Source organism: Actinomadura nitritigenes, from assembly GCF_017573545.1.
Taxonomy (GTDB): domain Bacteria; phylum Actinomycetota; class Actinomycetes; order Streptosporangiales; family Streptosporangiaceae; genus Spirillospora; species Spirillospora nitritigenes.
In genome coordinates, this window is sequence record NZ_JAGEOK010000011.1 from 264,531 (window position 1) to 289,296 (window position 24,766).

At 71.5% G+C, this 24,766-nt stretch carries 22 protein-coding genes; 18 read left to right on the forward strand and 4 right to left on the reverse strand.

Annotation, left to right across the window (positions count from 1 at the left end; translation table 11 throughout):
• Window positions 1-12 precede the first annotated feature (12 nt).
• Both J4557_RS19270 and J4557_RS19275 read right to left on the reverse strand, forming a co-directional pair.
• A complete protein-coding gene (locus J4557_RS19270; protein WP_208268088.1) occupies window positions 13-1,236 on the reverse strand; it encodes a sensor histidine kinase in 1,224 nt (407 codons plus the stop codon).
• 182 nt (window positions 1,237-1,418) lie between these two features.
• Window positions 1,419-2,252, reverse strand: coding sequence for a RecB family exonuclease (locus J4557_RS19275; RefSeq protein ID WP_243776047.1), 834 nt, complete (start codon window positions 2,250-2,252; stop codon window positions 1,419-1,421).
• A 218-nt stretch (window positions 2,253-2,470) separates the two neighbouring features.
• Here J4557_RS19275 and J4557_RS19280 point away from each other — a divergent pair, with 218 nt between their 5' ends.
• The 12 genes from J4557_RS19280 to J4557_RS19335 all read left to right on the forward strand — a co-directional run bounded on the left by J4557_RS19280 (window position 2,471) and on the right by J4557_RS19335 (window position 16,040).
• On the forward strand, window positions 2,471-3,658 hold the full coding sequence (locus tag J4557_RS19280; RefSeq protein ID WP_208268090.1) for a site-2 protease family protein: 1,188 nt from the start codon (window positions 2,471-2,473) through the stop codon (window positions 3,656-3,658).
• A 73-nt stretch (window positions 3,659-3,731) separates the two neighbouring features.
• On the forward strand, window positions 3,732-4,679 hold the full coding sequence (locus J4557_RS19285) for a tRNA (adenine-N1)-methyltransferase (protein ID WP_208268091.1): 948 nt from the start codon (window positions 3,732-3,734) through the stop codon (window positions 4,677-4,679).
• Between the two features lie 335 nt (window positions 4,680-5,014).
• Entirely contained in the window at window positions 5,015-6,778 is a 1,764-nt protein-coding gene (gene arc, locus J4557_RS19290) for a proteasome ATPase (RefSeq protein WP_208268092.1), read from the forward strand.
• A gap of 148 nt (window positions 6,779-6,926) precedes the next feature.
• Window positions 6,927-8,444 (forward strand): depupylase/deamidase Dop, encoded by a 1,518-nt coding sequence (gene dop, locus J4557_RS19295; protein WP_208268093.1) that lies wholly within the window; start codon window positions 6,927-6,929, stop codon window positions 8,442-8,444.
• 280 nt (window positions 8,445-8,724) lie between these two features.
• Window positions 8,725-8,934: a ubiquitin-like protein Pup gene (locus J4557_RS19300; protein ID WP_067638008.1), complete on the forward strand. Its 210-nt coding sequence runs from the start codon at window positions 8,725-8,727 to the stop codon at window positions 8,932-8,934.
• Window positions 8,935-9,348: 414 nt separating this feature from the next.
• On the forward strand, window positions 9,349-10,185 hold the full coding sequence (locus tag J4557_RS19305; RefSeq protein WP_208268094.1) for an endonuclease domain-containing protein: 837 nt from the start codon (window positions 9,349-9,351) through the stop codon (window positions 10,183-10,185).
• Between the two features lie 227 nt (window positions 10,186-10,412).
• Entirely contained in the window at window positions 10,413-11,258 is an 846-nt protein-coding gene (gene prcB, locus J4557_RS19310; RefSeq protein ID WP_208268095.1) for a proteasome subunit beta, read from the forward strand.
• A 20-nt stretch (window positions 11,259-11,278) separates the two neighbouring features.
• The gene (prcA, locus tag J4557_RS19315; protein WP_243775990.1) at window positions 11,279-12,064 is read left to right on the forward strand and encodes a proteasome subunit alpha; all 786 of its coding nucleotides are present in this window, start codon (window positions 11,279-11,281) and stop codon (window positions 12,062-12,064) included.
• 160 nt (window positions 12,065-12,224) lie between these two features.
• Window positions 12,225-13,583, forward strand: a complete 1,359-nt coding sequence (gene pafA / locus J4557_RS19320) for a Pup--protein ligase (RefSeq protein WP_151592999.1) — start codon at window positions 12,225-12,227, stop codon at window positions 13,581-13,583.
• A 177-nt stretch (window positions 13,584-13,760) separates the two neighbouring features.
• Window positions 13,761-14,669 carry an FKBP-type peptidyl-prolyl cis-trans isomerase gene (locus J4557_RS19325; protein WP_243775991.1) on the forward strand — a complete coding sequence of 303 codons (909 nt, stop codon included), beginning with the start codon at window positions 13,761-13,763 and terminating at the stop codon, window positions 14,667-14,669.
• 103 nt (window positions 14,670-14,772) lie between these two features.
• Complete coding sequence (locus tag J4557_RS19330; RefSeq protein ID WP_208268145.1) at window positions 14,773-15,459, forward strand: helix-turn-helix transcriptional regulator; 687 nt, start codon at window positions 14,773-14,775, stop codon at window positions 15,457-15,459.
• A gap of 32 nt (window positions 15,460-15,491) precedes the next feature.
• The gene (locus J4557_RS19335; RefSeq protein WP_208268098.1) at window positions 15,492-16,040 is read left to right on the forward strand and encodes a DUF3291 domain-containing protein; all 549 of its coding nucleotides are present in this window, start codon (window positions 15,492-15,494) and stop codon (window positions 16,038-16,040) included.
• Window positions 16,041-16,064: 24 nt separating this feature from the next.
• On the opposite strand, the gene J4557_RS19340 is transcribed toward J4557_RS19335, so the two are convergent.
• Window positions 16,065-17,147, reverse strand: coding sequence for a DUF3866 family protein (locus tag J4557_RS19340; protein WP_208268099.1), 1,083 nt, complete (start codon window positions 17,145-17,147; stop codon window positions 16,065-16,067).
• 128 nt (window positions 17,148-17,275) lie between these two features.
• Here J4557_RS19340 and J4557_RS50975 point away from each other — a divergent pair, with 128 nt between their 5' ends.
• The 6 genes from J4557_RS50975 (at window position 17,276) to J4557_RS19370 (ending at window position 23,776) form a co-directional block, all read left to right on the forward strand.
• Window positions 17,276-18,235, forward strand: coding sequence for a helix-turn-helix transcriptional regulator (locus tag J4557_RS50975; protein ID WP_208268100.1), 960 nt, complete (start codon window positions 17,276-17,278; stop codon window positions 18,233-18,235).
• A gap of 8 nt (window positions 18,236-18,243) precedes the next feature.
• On the forward strand, window positions 18,244-19,281 hold the full coding sequence (locus J4557_RS19350) for a helix-turn-helix transcriptional regulator (protein ID WP_208268101.1): 1,038 nt from the start codon (window positions 18,244-18,246) through the stop codon (window positions 19,279-19,281).
• A gap of 105 nt (window positions 19,282-19,386) precedes the next feature.
• The gene (locus J4557_RS19355; RefSeq protein ID WP_307799999.1) at window positions 19,387-19,608 is read left to right on the forward strand and encodes a hypothetical protein; all 222 of its coding nucleotides are present in this window, start codon (window positions 19,387-19,389) and stop codon (window positions 19,606-19,608) included.
• Window positions 19,609-19,632: 24 nt separating this feature from the next.
• A complete protein-coding gene (gene tatA, locus J4557_RS19360; protein WP_208268103.1) occupies window positions 19,633-19,989 on the forward strand; it encodes a Sec-independent protein translocase subunit TatA in 357 nt (118 codons plus the stop codon).
• Between the two features lie 97 nt (window positions 19,990-20,086).
• Entirely contained in the window at window positions 20,087-20,899 is an 813-nt protein-coding gene (gene tatC / locus J4557_RS19365; protein WP_307800002.1) for a twin-arginine translocase subunit TatC, read from the forward strand.
• Between the two features lie 108 nt (window positions 20,900-21,007).
• Window positions 21,008-23,776, forward strand: coding sequence for a DEAD/DEAH box helicase (locus J4557_RS19370; RefSeq protein ID WP_208268104.1), 2,769 nt, complete (start codon window positions 21,008-21,010; stop codon window positions 23,774-23,776).
• A gap of 16 nt (window positions 23,777-23,792) precedes the next feature.
• On the opposite strand, the gene J4557_RS19375 is transcribed toward J4557_RS19370, so the two are convergent.
• A complete protein-coding gene (locus J4557_RS19375) occupies window positions 23,793-24,752 on the reverse strand; it encodes a hypothetical protein (protein WP_208268105.1) in 960 nt (319 codons plus the stop codon).
• Between the last annotated feature and the right edge of the window lie 14 nt (window positions 24,753-24,766).

The window sequence follows — 24,766 nt, forward strand, 5'->3', positions numbered from 1 at the left end:
CGCCGCCACCGCTCACGCCTCCAGCGGGAACCGCGCCCGCACCCCGAACCCCCCGCCGACCCGCGGCCCGATCCGCAGCTCGCCCCCGTACAACGCCACCCGCTCGTACATGCCCACCAGCCCATGCCCCGGATTGTCCGTCCCGTCCGCCACGATCGTCGCCGTCCCCCGCCCGTCGTCCTCGATCTCCACCGTCAGATCCGCGTCCGTGTAGTACAGCCGCACCCACGCCCGCGCCTGCGCCCCCGCATGCTTCAACGTGTTCGTCAGCGCCTCCTGGATCAACCGGAACGCCGCCACGTCCACCCCCGGCGACGGCGTCCGCGCCTCGCCCTCGATCCACAGCTGCACCGACAGCCCCGTCTCCCGCACATGGTCCAGCAGCTCCCCGAGATCACCCAGGCCCGGCTGCGGCGCCAGCTCCCGCCCCGCCTGGTCGGCGTCCCGCTCCGTCCGCAGCACCCCCACGATCCGCCGCATCTCGCTCAGCGCCGTCCGCCCGACCTCCTCGATCGTCGACATCGCCTCCCGCGCGCTCCCCGGATCCCGGTCGATGATCCGCCGCGCCGCCCCCGCCTGCACCGTCATCACGCTCACATGGTGCGCCACCACGTCGTGCAGCTCCCGCGCGATCCGCGACCGCTCCTCGATCCGCGCCGCCCGCGCGTCGGTCCCCCGCGCCCGCTCGAGGCGCGCCGCCCGGTCCTCCAGCTCCGCGAAGTACGCCCGCCGCAACCGCAGGTTCCGGCCCAGCACCCACACCCCCGCCACCAGCGCGCAGTCGCTCACCAGCACCACCGGCGACGTCTCCACCGGCAGCATCACCAGCGACACCAGGAACGACACGAACCCCGCCACGCCCCCCAGCGCGCTCTGCGCCAGCCCCCGGTGCGCCGCCAGGCTGTAGACCGCGATCAGGAACGACATCACGTCCGGCACCGACGGCGGATACCCCCACACCGTCAGCGTCAGCTCACCCGCCACGACCACCAGCAGCACCGGCAGCGGATGACGGCGCCGCCACGTCAGCGCCATCGTCACCACCACGACGATCAGCCCGTCGACCGCGTCAGGCGTCCGGAACGCCGCGTAGTCACCGCCGTCCGGGAAGTCCTGCAGGTACATCTGCGGCAGACCCACCAGCAGCAGCCCGGCCGCGAGCAACGCGTCCGCCGCCTGCGGACGCGCCTGCAGCCAGGCACGAAAAGTACGAAGACCACGGATGCGGGGTGACACGACTCTCACCCTAGGAGGTCACAGCAGGTCGCGACCCCTCCTGCACGCGGATCCGCGATCCTCCCCAAGGATGACCCCGCGCATCGCATCTCCGCCCCACGGTGCCCGAGCCCCTACCCCCTGGCAGCCGGAGGCCCGCAGCGGCCGGGCCTGAGCCCCGCGGCGACCGCAGCCCCGCAGCGCTAAAGGTCGTCGCGCTCCCGCACCGCGCCGCCCTCCGCCGCACCCTCCAGATCCGCCGGAGACGGACGCCGCACCGGAACCGCCGGCAGCGGCGGGGGAGTGCCCCCGAACTCCGGGCACCGCTCCTTGTGATCGCACCAATCGCACAGCCGGCTCGTCCGCGGCCGCCACTCACCCGAATCCATCGCCCGCCGGATCGCCTGCCACAGAGCCTCCACCTTCCGCTCCGTCGCCCGCAGGTCCCGCTCATCCGGCTCGTACCGCAGCACCTCCCCGTTCCCCAGGTACATCAACTGGAGCAACCGCGGCACCCGCCCCTGCAACCGCCACAGCACCAGCGCGTAGAACTTCATCTGGAACAGCGCCCGCGCCTCGAAGTCCGCCCGCGGCGCCGTCCCCGTCTTGTAGTCCACGATCCGCACGTCCCCGGACGGAGCCACGTCCACCCGGTCGATGTAACCCCGCAGCTTCAACCCCGAATCCAGCACCGTCTCCACGAACAGCTCGCGCTCCGCAGGCTCCAGCCGCCGCGGATCCTCCAACGTGAAGTACCGCTCCACCATCCGCTCCGCCTGCGCCAGCCACTCCGCCCGCTCGGACTCCCCGGACTCGTCGTCCCCGAACAGCCCGCCCAGCTCCGGCTCCGCCGACAGCAGCCGCTCCCACTGCGGCCCCAGCAGCTCCAGCGCCGCCCCCACCGTCCGCCCGCCCGCGGGCAGGTCGTACAGCCGCTCCAGCACCGCGTGCACCAGCGTCCCCCGCGCCGCCGCCGCCGACGGCCGCTCCGGAAGCCGATCGATCACCCGGAACCGGTACAGCAGCGGACACGTCATGAAATCACCCGCCCGCGACGGCGACAGCGACCCCACCACCTCCACCCCGCCCCCACCCCGCGGAGACGGAACGGACACCTCACCACCGGTCTCGGTCGTCGTCATGGCACAGCAGCGTAGGCGACGCCCCCGACGAAATCCCGCACCCCCGGCCCACCCGCCGAAACCGCGCGCACCGCCACGCCGACCCGCCCCCGACGGGCCGTAGCATCGGATACGTGACCAACACCGCGCCCCCGACCCAGGGCAAGACGCCCGCCGGCGACCCCGGCCCCCGCAAAGGCGGCCCCGACGCCCGGCCCGGCCTCTACATGGGCCGCGCCTTCGGCGTCCCCGTCTACGTCTCGCCCAGCTGGTTCCTGGTCGCCCTCCTCGTCACCGTCATGTTCGAAGGCCAGGTCAACGGCGTCATCGACCGCCCCCTCAGCTACCTCGTCGCCTTCGCCTACGCCGTCCTGCTCTACGGCTCCGTCTTCGTCCACGAACTCAGCCACGCCGTCACCGCCCGCGTCCTCGGCCTCCCCGTCCGCTCCGTCACCCTCCACATCCTCGGCGGCGAGACCTCCATCGAACGCGAGGCCGCCACCCCCGGCCGCGAATTCCTCATCGCCTTCGCCGGCCCCCTCGTCAACCTCGTCCTGGCCGGCCTCGGCCTCCTCGCCCACGCCGTCCTGCCCCTCCCCGACGTCGCCCTCCTCCTCATCGACGCCCTCACCTTCGCCAACCTCCTCGTCGGCGTCTTCAACCTGCTGCCCGGCCTCCCCCTCGACGGCGGACGCCTCGTCCGCGCCGCCGTCTGGAAGGCCACCGGCCACAGCCGCAGCGGCGCCGTCGTCGCCGGCTGGATCGGACGCGCCGTCGCCGTCGCCTGCCTCATCGCCGGCGCCTACCTCGCCACCTACCGCACCGAGGGCGGCACCGGCGGCATCGGCTGGCTCGCCCTCCTGTGGTCCGCCCTCGTCGCCTCCTTCATCTGGGTCGGCGCCACCCAGGCCATCCGCGCCGAACGCTTCCGCGACCGCGTCCCCCTGCTGTCCGCCCGCCGCCTCGCCCGCCGCGCCACCCTCGTCACCGCCGACACCCCCCTCGCCGAGGCCATCCGCCGCGCCCACGCCGACCAGTCCGGCGCCATCGTCATCGCCGACCACGACGGCAACCCCCAGGCCCTCGTCAGCGAGAAGGCCGTCACCGCCACCCCCGAGCACCGCCGCCCCTGGATCACCGTCGGCGAGCTGTCCCGCGGCCTCGAACCCGACCTCACCCTCCCCGCCGACCTCGCCGGCGAGGACCTCATCGCCGCCCTCCGCCGCAACCCCGCCTCCGAATACCTCCTCACCGAACCCGACGGCCGCGTCTACGGCGTCCTCGCCGTCACCGACGTCGACCGCGCCTTCGCTGGCGTCTGACCGTCCCCACCAGCCCGCCCCCGCCCGGACGGACGGCCCGAGCCCCGCCCGCCCGGCGCTAGCCTTGACCACCATGAGCGAACCCCAGCCCACCGAGCCCGCACCCTCGACCGGCCGCATCCCGCACGGCCCGTTCCGGCCCGGAGACCAGGTTCAGCTCACCGACCCCAAAGGCCGCATCAACACCATCACCCTCCAGCCCGGCAAGCTCTACCACTCCCACAAGGGCTCCGTCCCCCACGACGACATCATCGGCAGCCCCGAAGGCACCGTCTACCGCTCCAGCGGCGGCGTCGAATACCTCGCCTTCCGCCCCCTCCTCGCCGACTTCGCCGTCCGCATGCCCCGCGGCGCCGCCGTCGTCTACCCCAAGGACGCCGCCCAGATCGTCGCCATGGCCGACATCTTCCCCGGCGCCCGCGTCATCGAGGCCGGCGCCGGCTCCGGCGCCCTCAGCTGCTTCCTCCTGCGCGCCGTAGGCGAACACGGCCTCGTCTCCTCCTACGAACGCCGCCCCGACTTCGCCGACATCGCCCGCGCCAACGTCGAGAAGTTCTTCGGCGGCCCCCACCCCTCCTGGCGCCTCACCGTCGGCTCCCTCGAGGACGCCCTCACCGAGACCGAGGCCGACCGCGTCGTCCTCGACATGCTCGCCCCCTGGGAGACCCTCGACGCCGTCGCCAAGGCCCTCATCCCCGGCGGCATGGTCTGCGCCTACATCGCCACCACCACCCAGATGTCCCGCGTCGTCGAGGACCTGCGCGCCCACGGCGCCTTCGCCGAGCCCTACGCCTTCGAGACCCTCCTGCGCTCCTGGCACGTCGACGGCCTCGCCGTCCGCCCCGACCACCGCATGGTCGGCCACACCGGCTTCCTCGTCACCGCCCGCCGCCTCGCCGACGGCGTCACCCCGCCCGCCCGCCGGCGGCGCCCCGCCAAGGGCGCCCACCCCGCCCCCGAGGCCCCCGGCTCCGCCCCCGAGGCCCCCGGCTCCGCCCCCGAGGCCCCCGCCGAATCCTGACCCCCGCGGGGCCGCCACGCCCGCGGAACTACGCAAAACGCCCGCGCGGCAGACGAGCACACTGCGACGGGCTTGCAATAAGCACAGCGACACGCCGTGCGCCACCCCACACACCCCGAAATCGACAAACCCTCCACCCCGACACGCCCCCACACCCAAAACCCCAGGTCCGCGCAGCACAACACCACCACCAACACCACCCCCGGCCCGCCCCCCGAACACCACCCGAACCACACCCGCACGACACGAGTACCGAATGGGCAGGTTACGGAAGCCCTCCAGATAGGTAGGGTCTCAGTAGGTCGTCGGCTCTCTTCGTGAGGAGGTGACGGGGCGTGGCCGCTCGTGACGATGCTGGGGCGCGCAGGGCGCAGCACGACAAGGAGGTCAGGGACCTCCAAACGCAGATCTCCTTCCTGGAGGAGGAGATCTCCGTGCTGCGCCGCAAGCTCGCGGAATCCCCGCGCCAAGTACGTGTCCTGGAAGAACGCCTCCATGAGGCACAAGCGAACCTGGCCGCCGTGACAGGCCAGAACGAGCGACTCGTAGCGACCCTCAAAGAGGCTCGCGAACAGATCGTGGCGCTCAAGGAGGAGGTCGACAGGCTCGCGCAACCACCCTCCGGATTCGGGGTCTTCCTCGAAGCCCGCGACGACGGAACCGTCGACATCTTCACCGGCGGACGCAAGCTGCGCGTCAACGTCAGCCCCGCCGTCGACGTCGACGAACTCCAACGCGGCCAGGAGGTCATGCTCAACGAGGCCCTCAACGTCGTCGAAGCGCTCAAGTTCGAAGAGCAGGGCGAGGTCGTCATGCTCAAGGAGCTCTTCGACGACGGCGAACGCGCCCTCGTGATCGCGCACGCCGACGAGGAACGCGTCATCAAGCTCGCCGAACCGCTCCGCGGAGTACCCCTCCGCGCCGGCGACTCCCTGATGCTCGAACCCCGCTCCGGCTACGCCTACGAGAAGATCCACAAGGCCGAGGTCGAAGAACTCGTCCTCGAAGAGGTCCCCGACATCTCCTACGAGGAGATCGGCGGACTCGGCTCGCAGATCGAGATGATCCGCGACGCCGTCGAACTGCCCTACCTGCACGCCGACCTGTTCCGCGAGCACAAGCTCCGGCCGCCCAAGGGCGTCCTCCTCTACGGACCGCCCGGATGCGGCAAGACCCTCATCGCCAAGGCCGTCGCCAACAGCCTCGCCAAGAAGGTCGCCGAACAGACCGGCAAGGAGGGCAAGAGCTTCTTCCTCAACATCAAGGGCCCCGAACTCCTCAACAAGTACGTCGGCGAGACCGAACGGCACATCCGCCTGGTCTTCCAACGGGCCCGCGAGAAGGCCTCCGCCGGAACCCCGGTCATCGTCTTCTTCGACGAGATGGACTCCATCTTCCGCACCCGCGGATCCGGCGTCTCCTCCGACGTCGAGAACACCATCGTCCCGCAGCTGCTCAGCGAGATCGACGGCGTCGAGGGACTGGAGAACGTCATCGTCATCGGCGCCTCCAACCGCGAGGACATGATCGACCCCGCGATCCTGCGGCCCGGCCGCCTCGACGTCAAGATCAAGATCGAACGGCCCGACGCCGAAGCCGCCAAGGACATCTTCTCCAAGTACATCCTCAGCGGCCTCCCGCTGCACCCCGACGACCTCAAGGAGCACGGCGGCTCCGAAGAGGCCACCGTCGAGGCCATGATCCAGCGGACCGTCGAGCGCATGTACACCGAGAGCGAGGAGAACCGCTTCCTCGAGGTGACCTACGCCAACGGCGACAAGGAAGTCCTCTTCTTCAAGGACTTCAACTCCGGCGCGATGATCCAGAACATCGTCGACCGCGCCAAGAAGATGGCCATCAAGCAGTTCCTCGACACCGGCCAGAAGGGCCTGCGCGTCAACCACCTCCTCGCCGCCTGCGTCGACGAGTTCAGCGAGAACGAGGACCTGCCCAACACCACCAACCCCGACGACTGGGCCCGCATCTCCGGCAAGAAGGGCGAGCGGATCGTCTACATCCGCACCCTCGTCTCCGGAACCAAGGGCGCGGAAGCCGGCCGATCCATCGACACCGTCGCCAACACCGGCCAGTACCTGTAATCCGCACCACACGAACGGCCACGCGGCGGCCGCCCCCACCACGGGGCGGCCGCCGCCTGCCGTTCCACACCCCGCCAACCACCCCGACACGCCCCGGGAAGGACCGGCCCCATGGCTCCACCCTCCCGGCCCCGATAGGCTCGACGATATGAGTGTTCGGCGGGTGATGGGCATCGAGACCGAGTACGGCATCTCCGTACCCGGGCAGCCAGGGGCCAACGCGATGGTGACCTCCAGCCAGGTCGTCAACGCCTACCTCGCGGCATCGGCCGCACGGGCCCGCAGGGCCCGCTGGGACTTCGAAGAGGAGAACCCCCTCCGCGACGCCCGCGGTTTCGACCTCGCCCGCGAGGTCGCCGACTCCACCCAGCTCACCGACGAGGACCTCGGCCTCGCCAACATCATCCTCACCAACGGCGCCCGGCTCTACGTCGACCACGCCCACCCCGAGTACTCCGCGCCCGAATGCACCAACCCCCGCGACGCCGTCATCTGGGACAAGGCCGGTGAACGCGTCATGGCCGACGCCGCCGCCCGCGCCGCCATGGTCCCCGGCACCCACCCCATCCAGCTCTACAAGAACAACACCGACAACAAGGGCGCCTCCTACGGCTGCCATGAGAACTACCTCATGCGCCGCGAGACCCCCTTCGCCGACATCGTCCGGCACCTCACCCCCTTCTTCGTCTCCCGCCAGGTCGTCTGCGGCGCCGGCCGCGTCGGCATCGGCGTCGACGGGCGCGGCGACGGCTTCCAGATCAGCCAGCGCGCCGACTTCTTCGAAGTCGAGGTCGGCCTGGAGACCACCCTCAAGCGCCCCATCATCAACACTCGGGACGAACCCCACGCCGACCCCGAGAAGTACCGGCGCCTGCACGTCATCATCGGCGACGCCAACATGGCCGAGTTGTCCACCTACCTCAAGCTCGGCACCACCTCCCTCGTCCTCGCCATGATCGAGGACGGCTTCCTCACCGTCGACCTGTCCGTCGACATGCCCGTCGCCGCCCTGCGCGCCGTCTCCCACGACCCGTCCTGCAAGCACCTGCTCACCCTCCGCGACGGCCGCAAGATGACCGCCGTCCAGCTCCAGATGGAGTACCTCGAGCAGTCCCGCAAGTACGTCGAGGACCGCTATGGCGCCGACGTCGACGAGATGACCAAGGACGTCCTGGACCGCTGGGAGTCCGTCCTGCACCGCCTCGGCGACGACCCCATGCAGCTGTCCCGCGAGCTCGACTGGGTCGCCAAGCTCGCCCTCCTGGAGGGCTACCGCAGCCGCGACGGCATCGACTGGTCCCACCCCCGCCTCCAGCTCGTCGACCTGCAGTACGCCGACATCCGGCCCGACAAGGGCCTCTACAACCGCCTGGCGTCCCGCGACCGCGTCGAGCACCTCATCACCGAGGACGAGGTCGAGCACGCCATCGACGACCCGCCCGAGGACACCCGCGCCTACTTCCGCGGCCGCTGCCTGCGGCAGTACGCCGACTCCGTGGCGGCCGCGTCCTGGGACTCGGTCATCTTCGACGTCCCCGGCCGCGAGTCGCTCCAGCGCGTCCCGACCCTGGAGCCGCTCCGCGGCACCAAGCAGCACGTGGGGGCCCTGCTGGACCGCTGCCGCACCGCCGCCGAGCTGGTGGCCACGCTGACCGGCCAGAGCTGAGCCGAGCCCCTCCGAGGGGCTGACACGCGGGCGCCGTCCGGATCTCGGACGGCGCCCGTTGGATAGTGCCACTATCGAGCGGCGTCCCCGGACTGACCTGCGGCGACGGGCGATGTCGCGGTTTCGTGACCGCTTTGCCTGTTTCACCGGTCTGCGGACGGGCGATAACCGGATCAGGCCCCCGACGCCTAGAGCGACCGGACGAAACGGACCATAAGATCCGCTCGTCTACGAAGATCGGAGATAGGGTCGGGGTACCGGCAAGAAGCGGAGGTACGGAATGGCCACGAAGGACACCGGCGGTCAGAAGCAGACCACCCGGCGCACGGAAGAGGTCGAGGAGACCGAGGCCACGACCACCGAAGACGTCCAGGAGCGGCAGGAGAAGCTCACCGACGACGTCGATTCCATTCTCGACGAAATTGACGAAGTTCTCGAAGAGAACGCAGAGGAATTCGTAAGAGGTTTCGTGCAAAAGGGCGGTCAGTGATTAAAACGGACATGTCGCCCACGGCGCGAAGTCGGTAATTCTTCAGACGAGCAAATATTCGAATACTCGATTCAAAGACATGGGCGGACAGGTAAAGTCCCGCCCATGTCTCATAAGAAGTGCCGCGACTGCGGCCAGACGAAGCCGGCCACAGACTTCTTCAAGCGAGCTGCGTCCGCAGATGGCCTGGCTCTGTACTGCAGGGAGTGCTTCGGTCTGCGGAACGCGGCTTCGAAGCGCAGGAGGCAGGAGCGCCTCGGGAAAGCGATGCAGCCTTATCGCAGGCGCCGAAAGGACCCCGAGGGGACGAAATACTGCCCTCGGTGCGAAACGGTCAAGGACATCGATGAATTCGGGAGCAATCGCTCTCGGAAGTCCGGTCTCTCCACCTACTGCAAGCCCTGCCACAATCAGGTGATCGCCGAGCACAAGAGGGAGAAGCACGGGAGCCAGCGGAACTACATGCTCAAGCTCCGCTATGGAGTGACCGAGCAGGAGGTGGAGCGGATGGTCGCCGAGCAGGGCGGCGTCTGCGTCATCTGCCTCCGGGCTCCGGCGAAGCACGTCGACCACAGCCACCTCACCGGGCTGGTCCGGCGGATCCTGTGCTTCAAGTGCAACGGCGGGCTCGGCCAGTTCCACGACGACCCCGCCGTGCTCCGCCTGGCGGCGGACTACCTCGAACTGCGCGGCTCGCACGCGCGGCGGATGCGCATCGAGATCGGTGCTCCGGTCTTCGGCGGGCCGGATCGCGTCCGGTGGGATCCCTTCTGGCGGACGCGCGGGAGCAGTCTCCAGTCGGCGCGGCACTACCACCTGCGCCAGAAGTACGGGATCAACGACGAGGACGCCGAGTGGCTCCTGAAGGTGCAGGTCGGCCTCTGCGCCATCTGCGCCGACCAACCGGCGAAGCACGTCGACCATGACCACGGCACGGGGACGGTGCGCGGGCTGGCGTGTTCGGGCTGCAACACGGGCATGGGGCAGCTGAGGGACGACCCCATCGCTCTTCGCCGGGCGGCGGACTACGTGGAGGGACGGCTCGTTCGGACGGTGCCCACGGCGGACGGTGGGACGCGGCTGTCGTTGACGGTTCCGGACGTCGATCCCGCGACGGTGCCGAAGGGCGGCTGGAAGGAGCTCTGGGAGGAGGACGGCAGGTACCGCAAGGAGACGCTGCCGTTCGACGAGGAGCTCGACATGCCGACGTGGGTCGGGTCGGACGAGGACGGTGCGTTCGTGTACTCCTGACCGGCCGAGGAGTGCAGAGCGAGTGCGACACGCGCGCACGGCCGGCCCGCCGTGCGCGTTCGTTATGTGCGGGTGGGAGGGCTTTCGCGGGGAAGGTTCGCCGTGGGCTTACGTGGTGGTGGATCACGCGGCATGCGCCGGGTGAGGGTTGAACAGTAGGGTCGTAGGAGTCTGCGCCGGTGGGGTACGCGAGGGCCACCGGCGCCTGGTGGAGGGAAGGGAGTCGCGTGGCGTCCCACGATTCGCACACCGGACGTCTGCCGGGGCTGTTCACGAGCCCGGATACGTCTTCGTTCACGGAGTTCCTGGGGGTGTACTCGCCGGAGTTGCTGCCGGGTCGGCGCGCGGTGCCGGTGTCGCCGGTGGGGGATGAGATCCCGCATGGGACGACGATCGTCGCGGTGAGCTTCCCCGGCGGGGTGGTGATGGCGGGGGACCGGCGGGCGACGGCGGGGAACGTGATCGCGCAGCGGGACATCGAGAAGGTGTTCCGGGCGGACGAGTTCTCGGCGATCGCGATTGCGGGGACGGCCGGGATCGGGATCGAGATGGTCCGGCTGTTCCAGGTGGAGCTGGAGCATTACGAGAAGCGCGAGGGCCGGACGCTGTCGGTGGAGGGCAAGGCGAACCGGCTGGCGACGATGGTGCGGCAGAACCTGGCGATGGCGATGCAGGGGCTGGCGGTGGTGCCGCTGTTCGCGGGCTATGACGAGGAGCGGGACGGGGGGCGGATCTTCTCCTACGATCCGGCGGGCGGCCGGTACGAGGAGCGGGACTTCCACTCGATCGGTTCGGGGTCGGTGTTCGCGCGGGGTGCGCTGAAGAAGCTGTACCGGGCGGATCTGTCGGCGGAGGACGCGGCGCTGGCGTGCGTGCAGGCGCTATACGACGCGGCCGACGACGATTCGGCGACGGGCGGCCCCGATCTGACGCGTCGGATCTTCCCGGTGGTGGCGTCGGTGACGTCGGAGGGGTATCGCCGGCTGGGTGAGGACGAGGTGGGCGCGTTGGCGCAGGCCGTCGTGGATGGACGTTACGACTCGCCGGGCGGTCCGACCGCCCCGCTGCGATAGAAGGGATCCGACCGGTGTCCATGCCGTTCTATGTGTCGCCCGAACAGCAGATGAAGGACAAGGCGGACTATGCGCGCAAGGGGATTGCGCGTGGCCGCAGTGTCGTGGTGCTGCAGTACGACGACGGCATCCTGTTCGTGGCGGACAATCCGTCGCGTGCGCTGCACAAGATCAGTGAGATCTATGACCGGATCGCGTTCGCGGCGGTGGGGAAGTACAACGAGTTCGAGAATCTGCGGCTGGGCGGGGTCCGGTACGCGGACATCAACGGGTACCAGTACGACCGTCGTGATGTGACGGCGCGGGGTCTGGCGAACGTGTACGCGCAGTCGCTGGGGACGATCTTCACGGAGACGAACAAGCCGTACGAGGTGGAGTTGGTCGTCGCGGAGGTGGGCGAGGACGCGGACACGGACCAGATCTACCGGCTGACGTTCGACGGGTCGGTGGCGGACGAGCACGGTTATGTGGCGATGGGGGGTCAGACGGAGTCGGTCGCGCAGGCGCTGAAGGACGGCTACGAGGAGGGGGCGTCGCTGGAGGTGGCGCTGCGGACGGCGGTGCGGGCTCTGGAGGCGCAGGACTCGGATCGGCGGCTGGAGGCGAAGTCGCTGGAGGTGGCGGTGCTGGACCGGAACCGGGAGCACCGGTTGTTCCGGCGGTTGCCGGCGCGGCGGATCGAGGAGTTGCTGGCGGCGGGTGACGGCGGTTCGGGTTCGGGGTCGCCGGGGGCGTCGTCGGCGGGCAAGGCGGGGCCGTCGGTGGACGATGTGGACGATGTGGTGGAGGACGGCGGGGACGACTGATCCGCTGTCCGCGGCGCCGGGGGATTGTGGCGCCGGGGTGAGTTTGGCCCGTCGTGGCCGGGTGGTGTGGTGCCGTCCGGCCGCGGCGGGTTTGTTTCGTGGGGGAAACGGTGGGCTTTTGAGACTGCCAAGTCGGGGCCGGGCCGCATAGGGTCTTGGTGTGGACAGGCGCATCTTCGGGCTTGAGAACGAGTACGGCGTCACTTGCACCTTCCGCGGTCAGCGGCGGTTGTCACCGGACGAGGTGGCGCGCTATCTGTTCCGCAGGGTGGTGTCCTGGGGCCGGAGCAGCAACGTGTTCCTGCGCAATGGTGCGCGGCTCTACCTGGATGTGGGGAGCCATCCGGAGTACGCGACGCCGGAGTGCGACAGCGTCGTGGATCTGGTGACGCATGACAAGGCGGGGGAGCGGATCCTGGAGGGTCTGCTGGTGGATGCGGAGCGGCGGTTGCGCGAGGAGGGCATCGCCGGCGACATCTACCTGTTCAAGAACAACACGGACTCGGCGGGGAACTCCTACGGCTGCCACGAGAACTACCTGGTGGGGCGGCACGGTGAGTTCGGGCGGCTGGCGGACGTGCTGATCCCGTACCTGGTGACGCGGCAGATCATCTGTGGTGCGGGGAAGGTGCTGCAGACGCCGCGGGGTGCGGTGTACTGCGTGTCGCAGCGGGCGGAGCACATCTGGGAGGGGGTGTCGTCGGCGACGACGCGGTCGCGTCCGATCATCAACACGCGGGATGAGCCGCATGCGGACGCGGAGCGGTTCCGGCGGCTGCATGTGATCGTCGGTGACTCGAACATGAGTGAGGCGACGATGCTGCTGAAGGTCGGGGCGACCGACCTGGTGCTGCGGATGGTGGAGGCGGGGGTGGTGATGCGTGATCTGACGCTGGAGAACCCGATCCGGGCGATCCGGGAGGTCAGTCACGACATGACGGGGCGGCGGAAGGTGCGGTTGGCGAACGGGCGCGAGGCGAGTTCGCTGGAGATCCAGAAGGAGTACTTCGGGAAGGCGCGGGACTTCGTGGATTCGCGGGGCGGGGACGCGACGGCGAAGCGGGTGCTGGATCTGTGGGAGCGGACGCTGCGGGCGGTGGAGACGGGCGATCTGGATCTGGTGTCGCGGGAGATCGACTGGGTGATGAAGTACAAGCTGATCGAGCGGTACCGGCGGAAGTACGATCTGCCGCTGTCGTCGCCGCGGGTGGCTCAGCTGGATCTGACGTATCACGATGTGCATCGTGATCGGGGGTTGTACTACCTGCTGGAGAAGCGGGGGTCGGTGGAGCGGGTGTCGCGGGATCTGGACATCTTCGAGGCGAAGTCGGTGCCGCCGCAGACGACGCGGGCGCGGCTGCGGGGGGAGTTCATCCGGAAGGCGCAGGAGAAGCGGCGTGATTTCACGGTGGACTGGGTGCATCTGAAGTTGAACGATCAGGCGCAGCGGACGGTGCTGTGCAAGGATCCGTTCCGGTCGGTGGACGAGCGGGTGGACAAGCTGATCGCGGGGATGTGACGGCCGGCTCCGGGGCCGGCGCGGGGGCGGCGGCGCTCGGGGCGGGTGTGGCCGGTGTGTCTCGTGTGGTGTGGGCTACCGGCTGGTCACTTGAGGGGTAGGGTGAGCGCGCAGCAGCGCTCATCACCCCCTTGAAGGACCCGTATGCGCCGTCGTGTTCTCCGTCGTGTCGTCGCTTTGCCCGCTGTCGCCGTGCTGGCCGTGCCGTTGGTGGCGGGGTGTTCGGGCGGTTCGGACGTGAAGGTGTCGGTGAAGGGCGCGTTCGGGCGTCTGCCGGAGGTGTCGTTCCCGAAGGGCGGTCCGGACGGGTCGCTGGCGGTGAAGACGCTGAAGGAGGGGAAGGGGACGGCGGCCCGCAAGGGTGATCTGGTGATGGCGGACTATGTGGGGTACCGCTGGAACAAGTCGGGGAAGAAGCTGCTGGCGAGCAGTTATGCGGAGGGGCGTCCGGGGTTCTTCTCGACGTGGCAGCTGGTGCCGGGTCTGGTGAAGGCGTTGGAGGGGGCGCGGCCGGGGTCGCGGGTGGTGGCGCGGATTCCGCCGAAGGACGGGTTCGGGGCGGCGGGTGACGCGCGGCATCAGGTGGGGTCGGGGGACACGCTGGTGTACGTGCTGGACGTGCTGGGGGTGTATTCGGGGAAGGCGGGGCCGCACGGGGTGAAGCAGGCGCCGTTGGACGATCCGTCGTTGCCGAGGGTGTCGGACGCGCCGGCGGGGCAGGCTCCGGTGGTGACGGTGCCGAAGGTGGCGGCGCCGAAGAGGCTGCAGGTGCGGACGCTGGTGCGGGGGGATGGGCCGGTGCTGCGGAAGGGGCAGCTGCTGGCGACGCAGTATGCGGGGTATTTCTGGCGTGATGGGCGGGTGTTCAATTCGTCGTGGTCGGCGGGGCATCCGTTCGGTGTGGTGGTGGGGACGGGTCAGGTGATGAAGGGCTGGGATCAGGCGTTGCTGGGGCAGCGGGTGGGGAGCCGGTTGCTGCTGGTGGTGCCGCCGTCGCTGGGGTACGGGTCGAAGGGGTTGGCGCAGTACGGGATCCGGGGGTCGGACACGCTGGTGTTCGTGGTGGATCTGCTGGGCGCGCACTGATCTGATCTGGCTGGTCGGTCGGCCGTCGCCGGGGCGTTGTCGTCGCCGGTGGCGGCCGTCGCGCGTTTCTATGGTCTATCCGCGCTGTTCTTAGAATGGCGGGGTGGAGGACATCGAGGCGGTGGCGCTGCTGCAGGATCCGGTGCGGCGGCGGTTGTACGAGTTCGTGGTGGGCCGGGGCCGCGAGGTGGGGCGGAACGAGGCGGCGGAGGCCGCGGGGGTGGGGCGGACGCTGGCGGCGTTCCATCTGGACAAGCTGGTGGACGGGGGTCTGCTGGAGGCGGGGAGCCGGCGGTTGTCGGGGCGTTCGGGGCCGGGGGCGGGGCGTCCGGCGAAGGTGTACCGGCGGTCGGCGGTGGAGCGCGGGGTGTCGTTGCCCGCGAGGGACTACGGGACGGTGGCGGGTCTGCTGGCGGAGGCGGCGGAGCGGGCGGGGCTGGACCGGGAGGTGCGGGAGGCGGCGCGTCGTGAGGGTGCGGCGCTGGCGGCCGGGGTGCCGTGCGGTGATCTGGACGCGTTGGCGAAGGTGCTGGAGGAGCGCGGTTACGAGCCGGTCCTTGAGGACGCCGAGAACGCCGAGGACGCCGAGGGCGGCGGTGGGGTGGTTCTGCGGATGCGCAATTGCCCGTTCCATGCGGTGGCGGAGCGGTTTCCTCCGCTGGTGTGCGGGATGAACCTGGCGTTGCTGGAGGGCCTGGTGGAGGGCTCGGAGGGGGTGCGGGTGCGGATGGACGCGCGGCCGGGGTGGTGCTGCGTGGTGGCCGAGCCTTCTAAAAACAATGAAGATTGACATAGAAGCGGCGGGCGTGGTGGAGTGACGCCATGACCGCTCATCAGGATCTTCGCGCCGGCTTCCACCTCGCCCAGTTCAACGTGGGCACGCTCCGGTATCCGCTGGACGACCCGCGCACCGCGGACTTCGTGGCGATGCTCGACCCGGTGAACGCGCTCGCCGACGGCGCGCCGGGGTTCGTGTGGCGGCTGGTCGAGGAGGGGCGGGCGGACGCGACGGGGATGCGTCCCGCCGGCGACGACGTGATCATCAACTACTCGGTGTGGGAGTCGCAGGAGGCCCTCTGGGACTTCGTCTACCGCACGGGGCACCTGGAGACGCTGCGGCGGCGCCGCGAGTGGTTCCAGCGGCACGTGGAGGCGCACATGGTGCTGTGGTGGATCCCGGCGGGGTACGTCCCGACGGTCGAGGAGGCGCTGGAGCGGCTGGCCCTGCTCCGGGCGCAGGGGGCGTCGCCCCGCGCGTTCACGTTCTCGTCGTCGTACACGGCCGAGGAGGCCGCGGCGTGCGAGGCCGCCGAGGGGAAGGCGGGCGCCGGGGAGAAGGGGGCCGCGGGCGCGGAGCCGGCGGTGCTGTGAGGGTGCCCGCCGGCCCCGCGGCGGTCAGCCGAGGAGGGCGGCGGTGTGGCGGCCCGCGGCGGCGGCCGTGAGGAAGTAGGCGAGGTCCTCGTCGAGGCGGCGGCCCATGGTGGACAGGCGGACGCCCCAGTCCTTCTCGGCGGCCCTGAGCGTGTCGTGGAGGCCGTCGACGGGCACGGGCACGAGCGTGTGGCGGTCGCCGAGCGGGGCGGCCTCGGCGGCGACGCGGGCGCCGAACGCGCCGCCGAGTTCGGGGACGGGCACCTCGGCGCGGGCGAGGGCGACGCGGCCGTAGGCGGTGAGGGAGTGGTGGGAGACGCCGATGTGGCGTTCCCGCTTGTCGCCCTCGCTGACCCGCAGGGACGCGACGGGGCGGCCGTCCAGCACGGACGCGGCGTTGACGGCCTCGCCCGCCGAGACGCCGGAGAAGCCCCATCTCGTGCCGGTGCCGAGGTTGCCGGGGCCCTGGGCGAGGACGACGGCGTCGGCGTCCAGGACCAGCCGGGCCGCGAGGAGGCCGGTGTGGACGGTGACGGCCTCCAGGTCGCCGCCGAACGCCTGCCCGGCGGTGACGGTGGCGGCGAGGGCGCCGGCGTCCTTGAGGCGGGCGATGGACATGGAGAACCAGGAGGGCAGCGCGCCGCCGTCCGGCATGAGGTAGACGATCCGGGCGCCGGGGCGCGCGGCGAGCAGGCCGGCGAGGATGGGCGCGAGCGCGGAGTGCAGGTCGGCGACGACGACGGGCATGCCGCCGAGGGAGTCGGCGTCGCGGAGCGTCTCGTGGTGGGGGGAGTCCTGCTCGTCGGCGCCGAGGACGGTGGCCTGCAGGGGCGTGTAGCGGGCCTTGACGAGGTGGCCGGGGCCGGCCGGGTCGGGCGGGAGCCGGTCGGGGACGGCGACGACCATGGCGTAGCCGCCGGTGCCGAGGCCCAGCGCCAAGGCCGTAGTGTTGAGCAGGACGGTGTCGCCGGGCTCGGGACGTCCGACCAGGTCGGGGTAGGCCAGTGCGCGGTGCGCGCCGTCGTCCCCGATCACGACGTCGAGTTCGACCGCCCCCGGCCATTCGCGGCGGATGCCCTCTACTGTGCCTTTGCGCCATCGGATCACACCGGGAAACGGTAGCGTCCTGGGCGACGGGCGGGGGCGCGATCGGGCCGTCGGCCCGGCCGGGGCCGCCGGAGGTCGCGGAGCGGATGGGCGGAGCGCGAGGCTCCGCGGAAGGGGTTGGTGGCGAAGTGTCGCGGCGCAAGACCGAGCGCCTGCTGAATCTGGTGGTCTGCCTGCTCGCCACCCGGCGTTATCTGACCGCCGAGCAGATCCGGCGGGCGGTGCCGGGTTACCCGGACTCCGACGAGGCGTTCAAGCGGATGTTCGAGCGCGACAAGGAGGAGCTCCGCGAGCTGGGCGTGCCGCTGGAGGTGGGCAGCGACCAGCAGGGCGGCGGCGGCGAGGAGATCGGGTACCGGATCCCGCCGCAGGCCTACGAGCTGCCCGACATCCATCTGACCCCGGACGAGGCGGCGGTGCTGGGGCTCGCGGCGCGGGTATGGCAGCGCGCGAGCATGGCGGAGGCCGCCTCCGGTGCCCTGCTGAAGCTGCGGGCGGCGGGGGTGGAGACGGACGTGGCCACGGCGGTGGGGGTGGAGCCGCGGGTGAACACCGGCGATCCGGCGTTCCCGGCGCTGTGGGAGGCGGTCCGCGACGGCCGTCCGGTGGCGTTCGACTACCAGGGGATCGGCCGGACGTCGGTGGCGCGGCGGCATCTGGAGCCGTGGGGCGTGGTGTCGCGCCGGGGCCGCTGGTACGTGGTGGGGTTCGACCGGGACCGCGAGGAGGAGCGGGTGTTCCGGCTGAGCCGCATCGTCGGCGAGGTGGCGCCGGACGGCCCGGACGGGTCGGTGACGGTCCCGGACGGGGTGGACGTGCGGAAGATCGCGTTCGACTGGGGCGACCCGGTGACCGAGCCGCGGCCGGCGACGGTGCGGCTGCGGGCCGGCGCGGCGCAGGGGCCGCGGCGGTGGGCGCGGGACGTGCGCCCGGTGGGGGACGGGGAGTGGGACGAGGCCGTCCTGACGTTCCGTGACGTGGAGCGGTTCGCGCCGTATCTGGCGCGGTTCGCCGATGACATGGTGGTGCTGGATCCGCCGGACCTGCGGGAGGCCGTCATCCAGCAGCTGAAGTCGGTGCTGGGGTGAGCGGGGCGATGGCGAACGCGAGGACGGGCAAGGCGCCGGTGAAGGCGCAGGGGAAGGCGGTCAAGGCGCCGGCGACGACGTCGACGGACCGGCTGGCGCGACTGCTGGCGCTGGTGCCGTACGTGGTGAACCGGGACTCGGTGCTGCTCGGCGAGGCGGCGGCGGCGTTCGGGGTGACCGAGAAGCAGCTGATCGACGACCTGAACCTGCTGTGGTGCGTGGAGCTGCGGGCGCCGGACCCGTACTGCCCGATCGACCTGTCCTACGAGGGCGGGGAGATCACGGTGGCGGAGGCGGAGTCGATCGCGCGGCCGCTGCGGCTGAAGGTGGACGAGGCGTCGGCGCTGCTGGTGGCGCTGCGGATGCTGGCGGGCATCCCGGACCTGCACGACCGGGACGCGCTGTCGCGGGTGATCGCGAAGCTGGAGTCGGCGGCGGGCGCCGCGGCGGCGGTGTCGAGCAAGGTGGCCGTGGAGGTCGACGCGCGGGGCGGGTCGGCGGACTCGGCGCGCACGGGCCTCGGGACGCTGCGGGACGCGATCGCGCAGGGCCGCCGCGTCCACCTGCGGTACTACGTGCCGGCGCGGGACGAGAACACCGAGCGGGACGTGGACCCGATGCGGCTGCTGGTGGTGGAGGGCAACACCTACCTGGAGGGGTGGTGCCGCCGGGCGGAGGCGGTGCGGCTGTTCAAGCTGGACCGGATCTTCGATCTGACGGTGCTGGACGTGCCGGCGGAGGTGCCCGAGGAGGCGGAGCCGATCGACGTGGACGCCGGGCTGTTCCGGCCGTCGCCGCAGGACGTGGCGGTGACGCTGGAGCTGACGGCGCGCGGCCGGTGGGTGGCCGACTACTACCCGTGCGAGAGCGTGGAGGAGCTCGGGGAGGGGCGGCTGCGGGTGGTGCTGCGCACGCCCGACACGCGGTGGGTGCGGGGCCTGGCGCTGCGGCTGGGCGACCAGGGCCGGGTGGTGTCGCCGGAGGCGCTGGCCGAGGACGTCCGCGACGACGCGTCCCGCGCGCTGGCGCTGTACGGGATGGCGTGACCGTCCGCGCCACCGCGGGCCCCGGACGTCGGCGGGCGGGCGGGATGCCGCGCCGGGGCCGTGCCGGTGGGGCGCCGCGCCGGGAGATCGGCTACCGTGGCGGGCGTGTCGTGGGTTGGAGTGTCGGTGTCGCTGGGCTTCGTCGGCCTGGCCGTGCTCGCCTGGTGCGCGTTCCGCGTGTACCTGGGCGTACGGCGGTTCGGGCGTGAACTGGAGCGCACCCGGCGGCGGCTGGCGCCCAAACACTCGGCGTTGCGCGATGAACTGTCCGAACTCCAGGACGCCCGAGTGCCACAAGCGCCCCGGGACGGCGTACGATCGTCCTGAGGACCCCTGCTGAAGAGGATTGTCATGGCTGGACTGGGTACGCCCGAGATTCTGATCATTCTGGTGGTCGTACTGCTGCTGTTCGGATCGGCGAAGCTCCCCCAGCTCGCCCGGTCCCTGGGCAAGTCGGCGCGGATCCTGAAGGCCGAGACCAAGGGCCTGCACGACGACGGTTCCGAGGACGCCAAGGCCGGCCCTGCCGCCGCCGAGCCGTCGTCGGAGGCGCGGGACAAGGCGGCGCGGCTGCGCGAGGAGGCGGCGCGGCTGGAGCGCGAGGCGGCCGCCGCCGAGGGCGGGCAGCGCAGCCGGGGCGCGCTGGCGTCCGGTGAGCCGATCGAGGGCGTGCCGGTGTCGGACCCGGGCCGGATGCGCCAGGGCTGACCAGCCCGACCAGGCCGCACACCCCCAGCCCGACCGAGCCCGGAAAGCCCTCATGAAGCCCAGGCAGAACACCGCGCCCGACGGCCGCATGCCGCTCATGGAACACCTGCGTGAGCTGCGCAACCGGTTGATCAAGGCGATCCTCGGGCTCGTCGCCGGGGGGATCGTCGCGTGGCTGCTGTTCGACCCGATCTGGAAGTTCCTGCAGAAGCCCTACACGCGGATCCCGCAGGAGCACTGCCTGGGCGGCGAGTGCGACCTGGTGGTGCACGGGATCTTCGACGGGTTCTTCGTGCACCTGAAGGTCGCGCTGATCGTCGGCGCGGTCCTGTCGTCGCCGGTCTGGCTGTACCAGATCTGGGCGTTCGTGGCGCCGGGGCTGTACAAGCGGGAGCGCCGCTGGACGTACACGTTCATGGGCGCGGCGGTCCCGCTGTTCCTCGCGGGCGCCGCGCTGGCGTACCTGACGATGGACAAGGGCCTGAAGATCTTCATCGGGCTCGCGCCGGGCGACACCAAGGTGCTGGTCGGCATCCAGGACTACCTGGGGTACGCCCAGGCGATGCTGCTGATCTTCGGTCTGACGTTCGAGTTGCCGCTGTTCGTGGTGATGCTGAACCTGGCCGGGGTCCTCACGCACGAGCGGATCCGCAAGTCGCGGCGGCTGCTGGTGTTCGGGGTGTTCGTGTTCGCGGCGGTCGCCACGCCCAGCCAGGACCCGTTCACGATGCTGGCGCTGGCGCTGCCGACGGTGGTGCTGTTCGAGATCGCCGAGGTGCTGGCGTACTTCCACGACCGCCGCAAGGTCCGCAGGCCCGATCCCGACGCGGAGCTGTCCGACGACGAGGCGTCGCCCCTGGACCTGGAGGCGATCGACGCCGAGCTGGAGGGCGGCGGCCGCGCCCGCTGACGTCCTCGCGGCGGTCGGCGGCCTGGTGCGGGTGCGTCTTCGAGGGACGCGTGGGAAAAGGCGTCCCGAATTGGGAATCGGGCCGGTCGAAACCGTAGGCTCGATGTCATGACGTCCCCCGACACCGCGCAGGCCGCGGACAGCCCGGCCGGGCGGTACGCGGCCTACCGCGCGCGCACCGCAGGGAACGGCCCTGCCCTGCTGGACTTCCGCACCCTGTACGACTTCGAGCTGGACGCGTTCCAGATCGAGGCGTGCCGGGCGCTGGAGGGCGGCAGCGGCGTGCTGGTCGCGGCGCCCACCGGATCCGGCAAGACCGTCGTCGGGGAGTTCGCGGTCCACCTGGCGCTCACCGGCGGCACCAAGTGCTTCTACACCACGCCGATCAAGGCGCTGTCGAACCAGAAGTACGCCGACCTCGTCCGCCGCTACGGCCCCGAGAAGGTGGGGCTGCTCACCGGCGACAACAGCGTCAACGGCGAGGCGCCGATCGTGGTGATGACCACCGAGGTGCTGCGGAACATGCTGTACGCGCAGTCGCCGACCCTGGCGGGGCTGGCGTTCGTGGTGATGGACGAGGTGCACTACCTCGCCGACCGGTTCCGCGGCGCGGTCTGGGAAGAGGTGATCATCCACGTTCCGGACTCGGTGCGGATCGTGGCGCTGTCGGCGACGGTGTCGAACGCCGAGGAGTTCGGCGAGTGGCTGCACGAGGTCCGCGGCGACACCGCGGTGATCGTGGACGAGCACCGGCCCGTCCCGCTGTTCCAGCACATGCTGGTGGGGACGCGGCTGTACGACCTGTTCGTCGACACCGGCAAGGGCAAGGACCGGCAGGCCCGGCTGAACCCGCAGCTGACGCGGATGGCGGTGGAGGAGGTCCGGCGCGCCAAGGTCAACCAGGGGCGCCGCACCGGCCGCCGCCGGGCGCCGCGCCCGCAGCGGTTCCGGCCGCCGGCCCGCCCCGACGTGATCGAGCGGCTGGAGCGGGCGGGGCTGCTGCCGGCGATCACGTTCATCTTCAGCCGCGCCGGCTGCGACGCGGCGGTGCTGCAGTGCCTGCACGCGGGGATCCGGCTGACCTCCAAGGAGGAGGCCGAGGAGATCCGCGCGCACGTGGAGCTGCGCACGTCCGACATCTCCCCGGACGACCTGCGGATCCTCGGCTACGGCGACTTCCTGGAGGCGCTGGAGCGGGGCGTCGCCGCGCACCACGCGGGGATGCTGCCGACGTTCAAGGAGATCGTCGAGGAGCTGTTCACCCGCGGGATGATCAAGGCGGTGTTCGCGACGGAGACGCTCGCGCTCGGCATCAACATGCCGGCCCGCACCGTCGTGATCGAGAAGCTCGACAAGTGGAACGGCGAGGCGCACGTCGACCTGACGCCGGGGGAGTACACGCAGCTGACCGGCCGGGCCGGGCGCCGCGGCATCGACGTGGAGGGCCACGCCGTGGTGGTGTGGGGCCCGAGCGTGGAGCCGGCGTCGGTCGCGGGCCTCGCCGGCACCCGCACCTACCCGCTGAACTCGAGCTTCCGGCCGTCGTACAACATGGCGGTGAACCTCGTCGGCGCGGTCGGGATCGAGCGGGCGAGGACGCTGCTGGAGGAGTCGTTCGCGCAGTTCCAGGCCGACCGGGCCGTGGTGGGGCTGGCGCGGCAGGTCCGCAAGAACGAGGAGGCCCTCGAGGGGTACGCCAAGGCCGCCGAATGCCATCTCGGCGACTTCATGGAGTACGCGGCGATGCGGCGGCGGCTGTCGGACCGGGAGGCGGAGCTGTCCCGGGAGCGGTCGTCGGTGCGCCGCGCGGAGGCCGCGAGGTCGCTGGAGCACCTGCGGCCCGGCGACGTGATCCTGGTGCCGTCGGGGCGGCGGTCCGGCCTCGCCGTCGTCCTCGACCCGGGGGTGGGGCGCCGCTCCGACGGGCCCGCGCCGCTGGTGCTGACGGTGAACCGGTCGGTGCAGCGGCTGTCCATCCAGGACTTCCCGCGGCCGGTGGAGCCCGTCGACCGGATCCGCATCCCGAAGTCGTTCAGCCCCCGCAACCCGCAGGACCGCCGCGACCTGGCGTCCACGCTGCGCAACAAGGTGCCCGACGACGTGCGGGAGCGGAGCCGCACCCGCGGCGACTCCGCGGCCTCCGACGACGCCGAGATCGCCCGGCTGCGCGCCGACCTGCGCGCCCACCCCGTGCACGGCTGCGACAAGCGCGAGGACCACGCCCGCTGGGCCGAGCGGTACCACCGCCTCGACCGGGAGACCGAGCAGCTGCGGCGCCGCGTCGAGGGCCGCTCCCAGGTGATCGCCCGGACCTTCGACCGGGTCTGCGCCGTCCTGCAGCAGCTCGGCTACCTCGAGGGCGACGACGTCACCGCCGAGGGCCGCCGCCTCGGCCGGATCTACAACGAGCTGGACCTGCTGACCGCGGAGAGCCTGCGCGCCGGGCTGTGGGAGAAGCTCGACCACGCCGAGCTGGCCGCGTGCGTGTCGGCGCTGGTGTACGAGTCGCGGCAGCCCGACGACGCGGCCCCGCCGCGCACCCCGACGGGCCCGTCGCAGGACGCGCTGGCGGCGATGGTGCGGCTGTGGGGCGAGCTGGAGGCCGTCGAGCGCGACAACCGGGTGTCGTTCCTGCGCGAGCCGGACCTGGGGTTCGCGTGGACGGCGTACCGGTGGGCGAAGGGCGACGACCTCGACGAGGTGCTGCTGGAGAGCGACCTGACCGCCGGCGACTTCGTCCGCGCGGTCAAGCAGCTGCTGGACCTGCTCGGCCAGGTCGTCGACGCCGCGCCGGAGAACTCGCACCTGCGCAAAACGGCGCGGCGCGCGATGGACGCGATGCGCCGCGGGGTCGTCGCGTACACCTCTGTCGGCTGATCAGGGGGGCAGCCGGTCAGGCGTCCTGCTCGGCGGGGAGCGCGAGGTCGGCGGCGACGACGGCGGCGAACGCGCCGCGGGCGACGACGGCGACCCACAGGACGGGGACGACGGCGGCGAGCGCGACCCAGCCGAGCCCGTCGACGAGCGCCGACGTCAGCACCGCGACGATCGCCGCGCCGCCGCCGACGAACCCGGCGACGAGCGCGGCGCGCAGCGGGCCGGGGCCGTCGGCGCCGGCGTCGGTCAGCCCGAACTGGTGCAGCACGCCCATGATCAGGCCGAGCGCGCCGAGCGCGACGGCGCCGGTGGCGTAGAGGGCGGCGGCGAGGCCGGAGGTGAGGAAGTCCGCGATGTGGCCGGTGATCGCGCCGAGGTCCCCGACGTTCAGGAACGGCGGGAACGCCCGGTAGTCGGCCCGGTCGGTCGACAGGAACCGTTTCCAGCCGTCGCCGTCCGGGCCGTGCACGACGGCCAGGCAGATCAGCAGGGTCGCCAGGATCACCTGGCAGGCCGCCCACCGGATCCGCCCGGCGACCAGGAGGCCGCGGGTGACCAGGAAGCCGGCGGCGGTCAGCGCGGCCTCGCCGGCGGCCAGGGCCGTGAGGGCGCCGTGCGAGAGGTGCGAGGTCCGCTGCAGCGTCGCCCACTGCGGGTGCGTCGCCGCGACGAACAGGCTCGTCGGGACGAAGACCAGGAGGCTGTAGGCCATCGCGAGGGCGAAGTGGCGGCCTCCGGTGGCGCCCGCGACGCGGGGCGCCCGGCCCGGCACCGGCCCCGCGGCGCCTCCGGCAGCCGCGCTTCCGGCCGACGTGTTCCCGGCCGACGTGTTCCCGGTCGACGTGTTCCCGGTCGGTGCGTCGGGGGCGGCGGCCGTGGTCGCGCGGCGGGCGCCCCGGAGCTGGTGCGCGGCGGCCAGAGCGATGCCGGCGCCCGCCGCGTAGGACCAGGGCAGGTCGGCGTAGATGCCCAGCATCGGCGGTCTCCGGA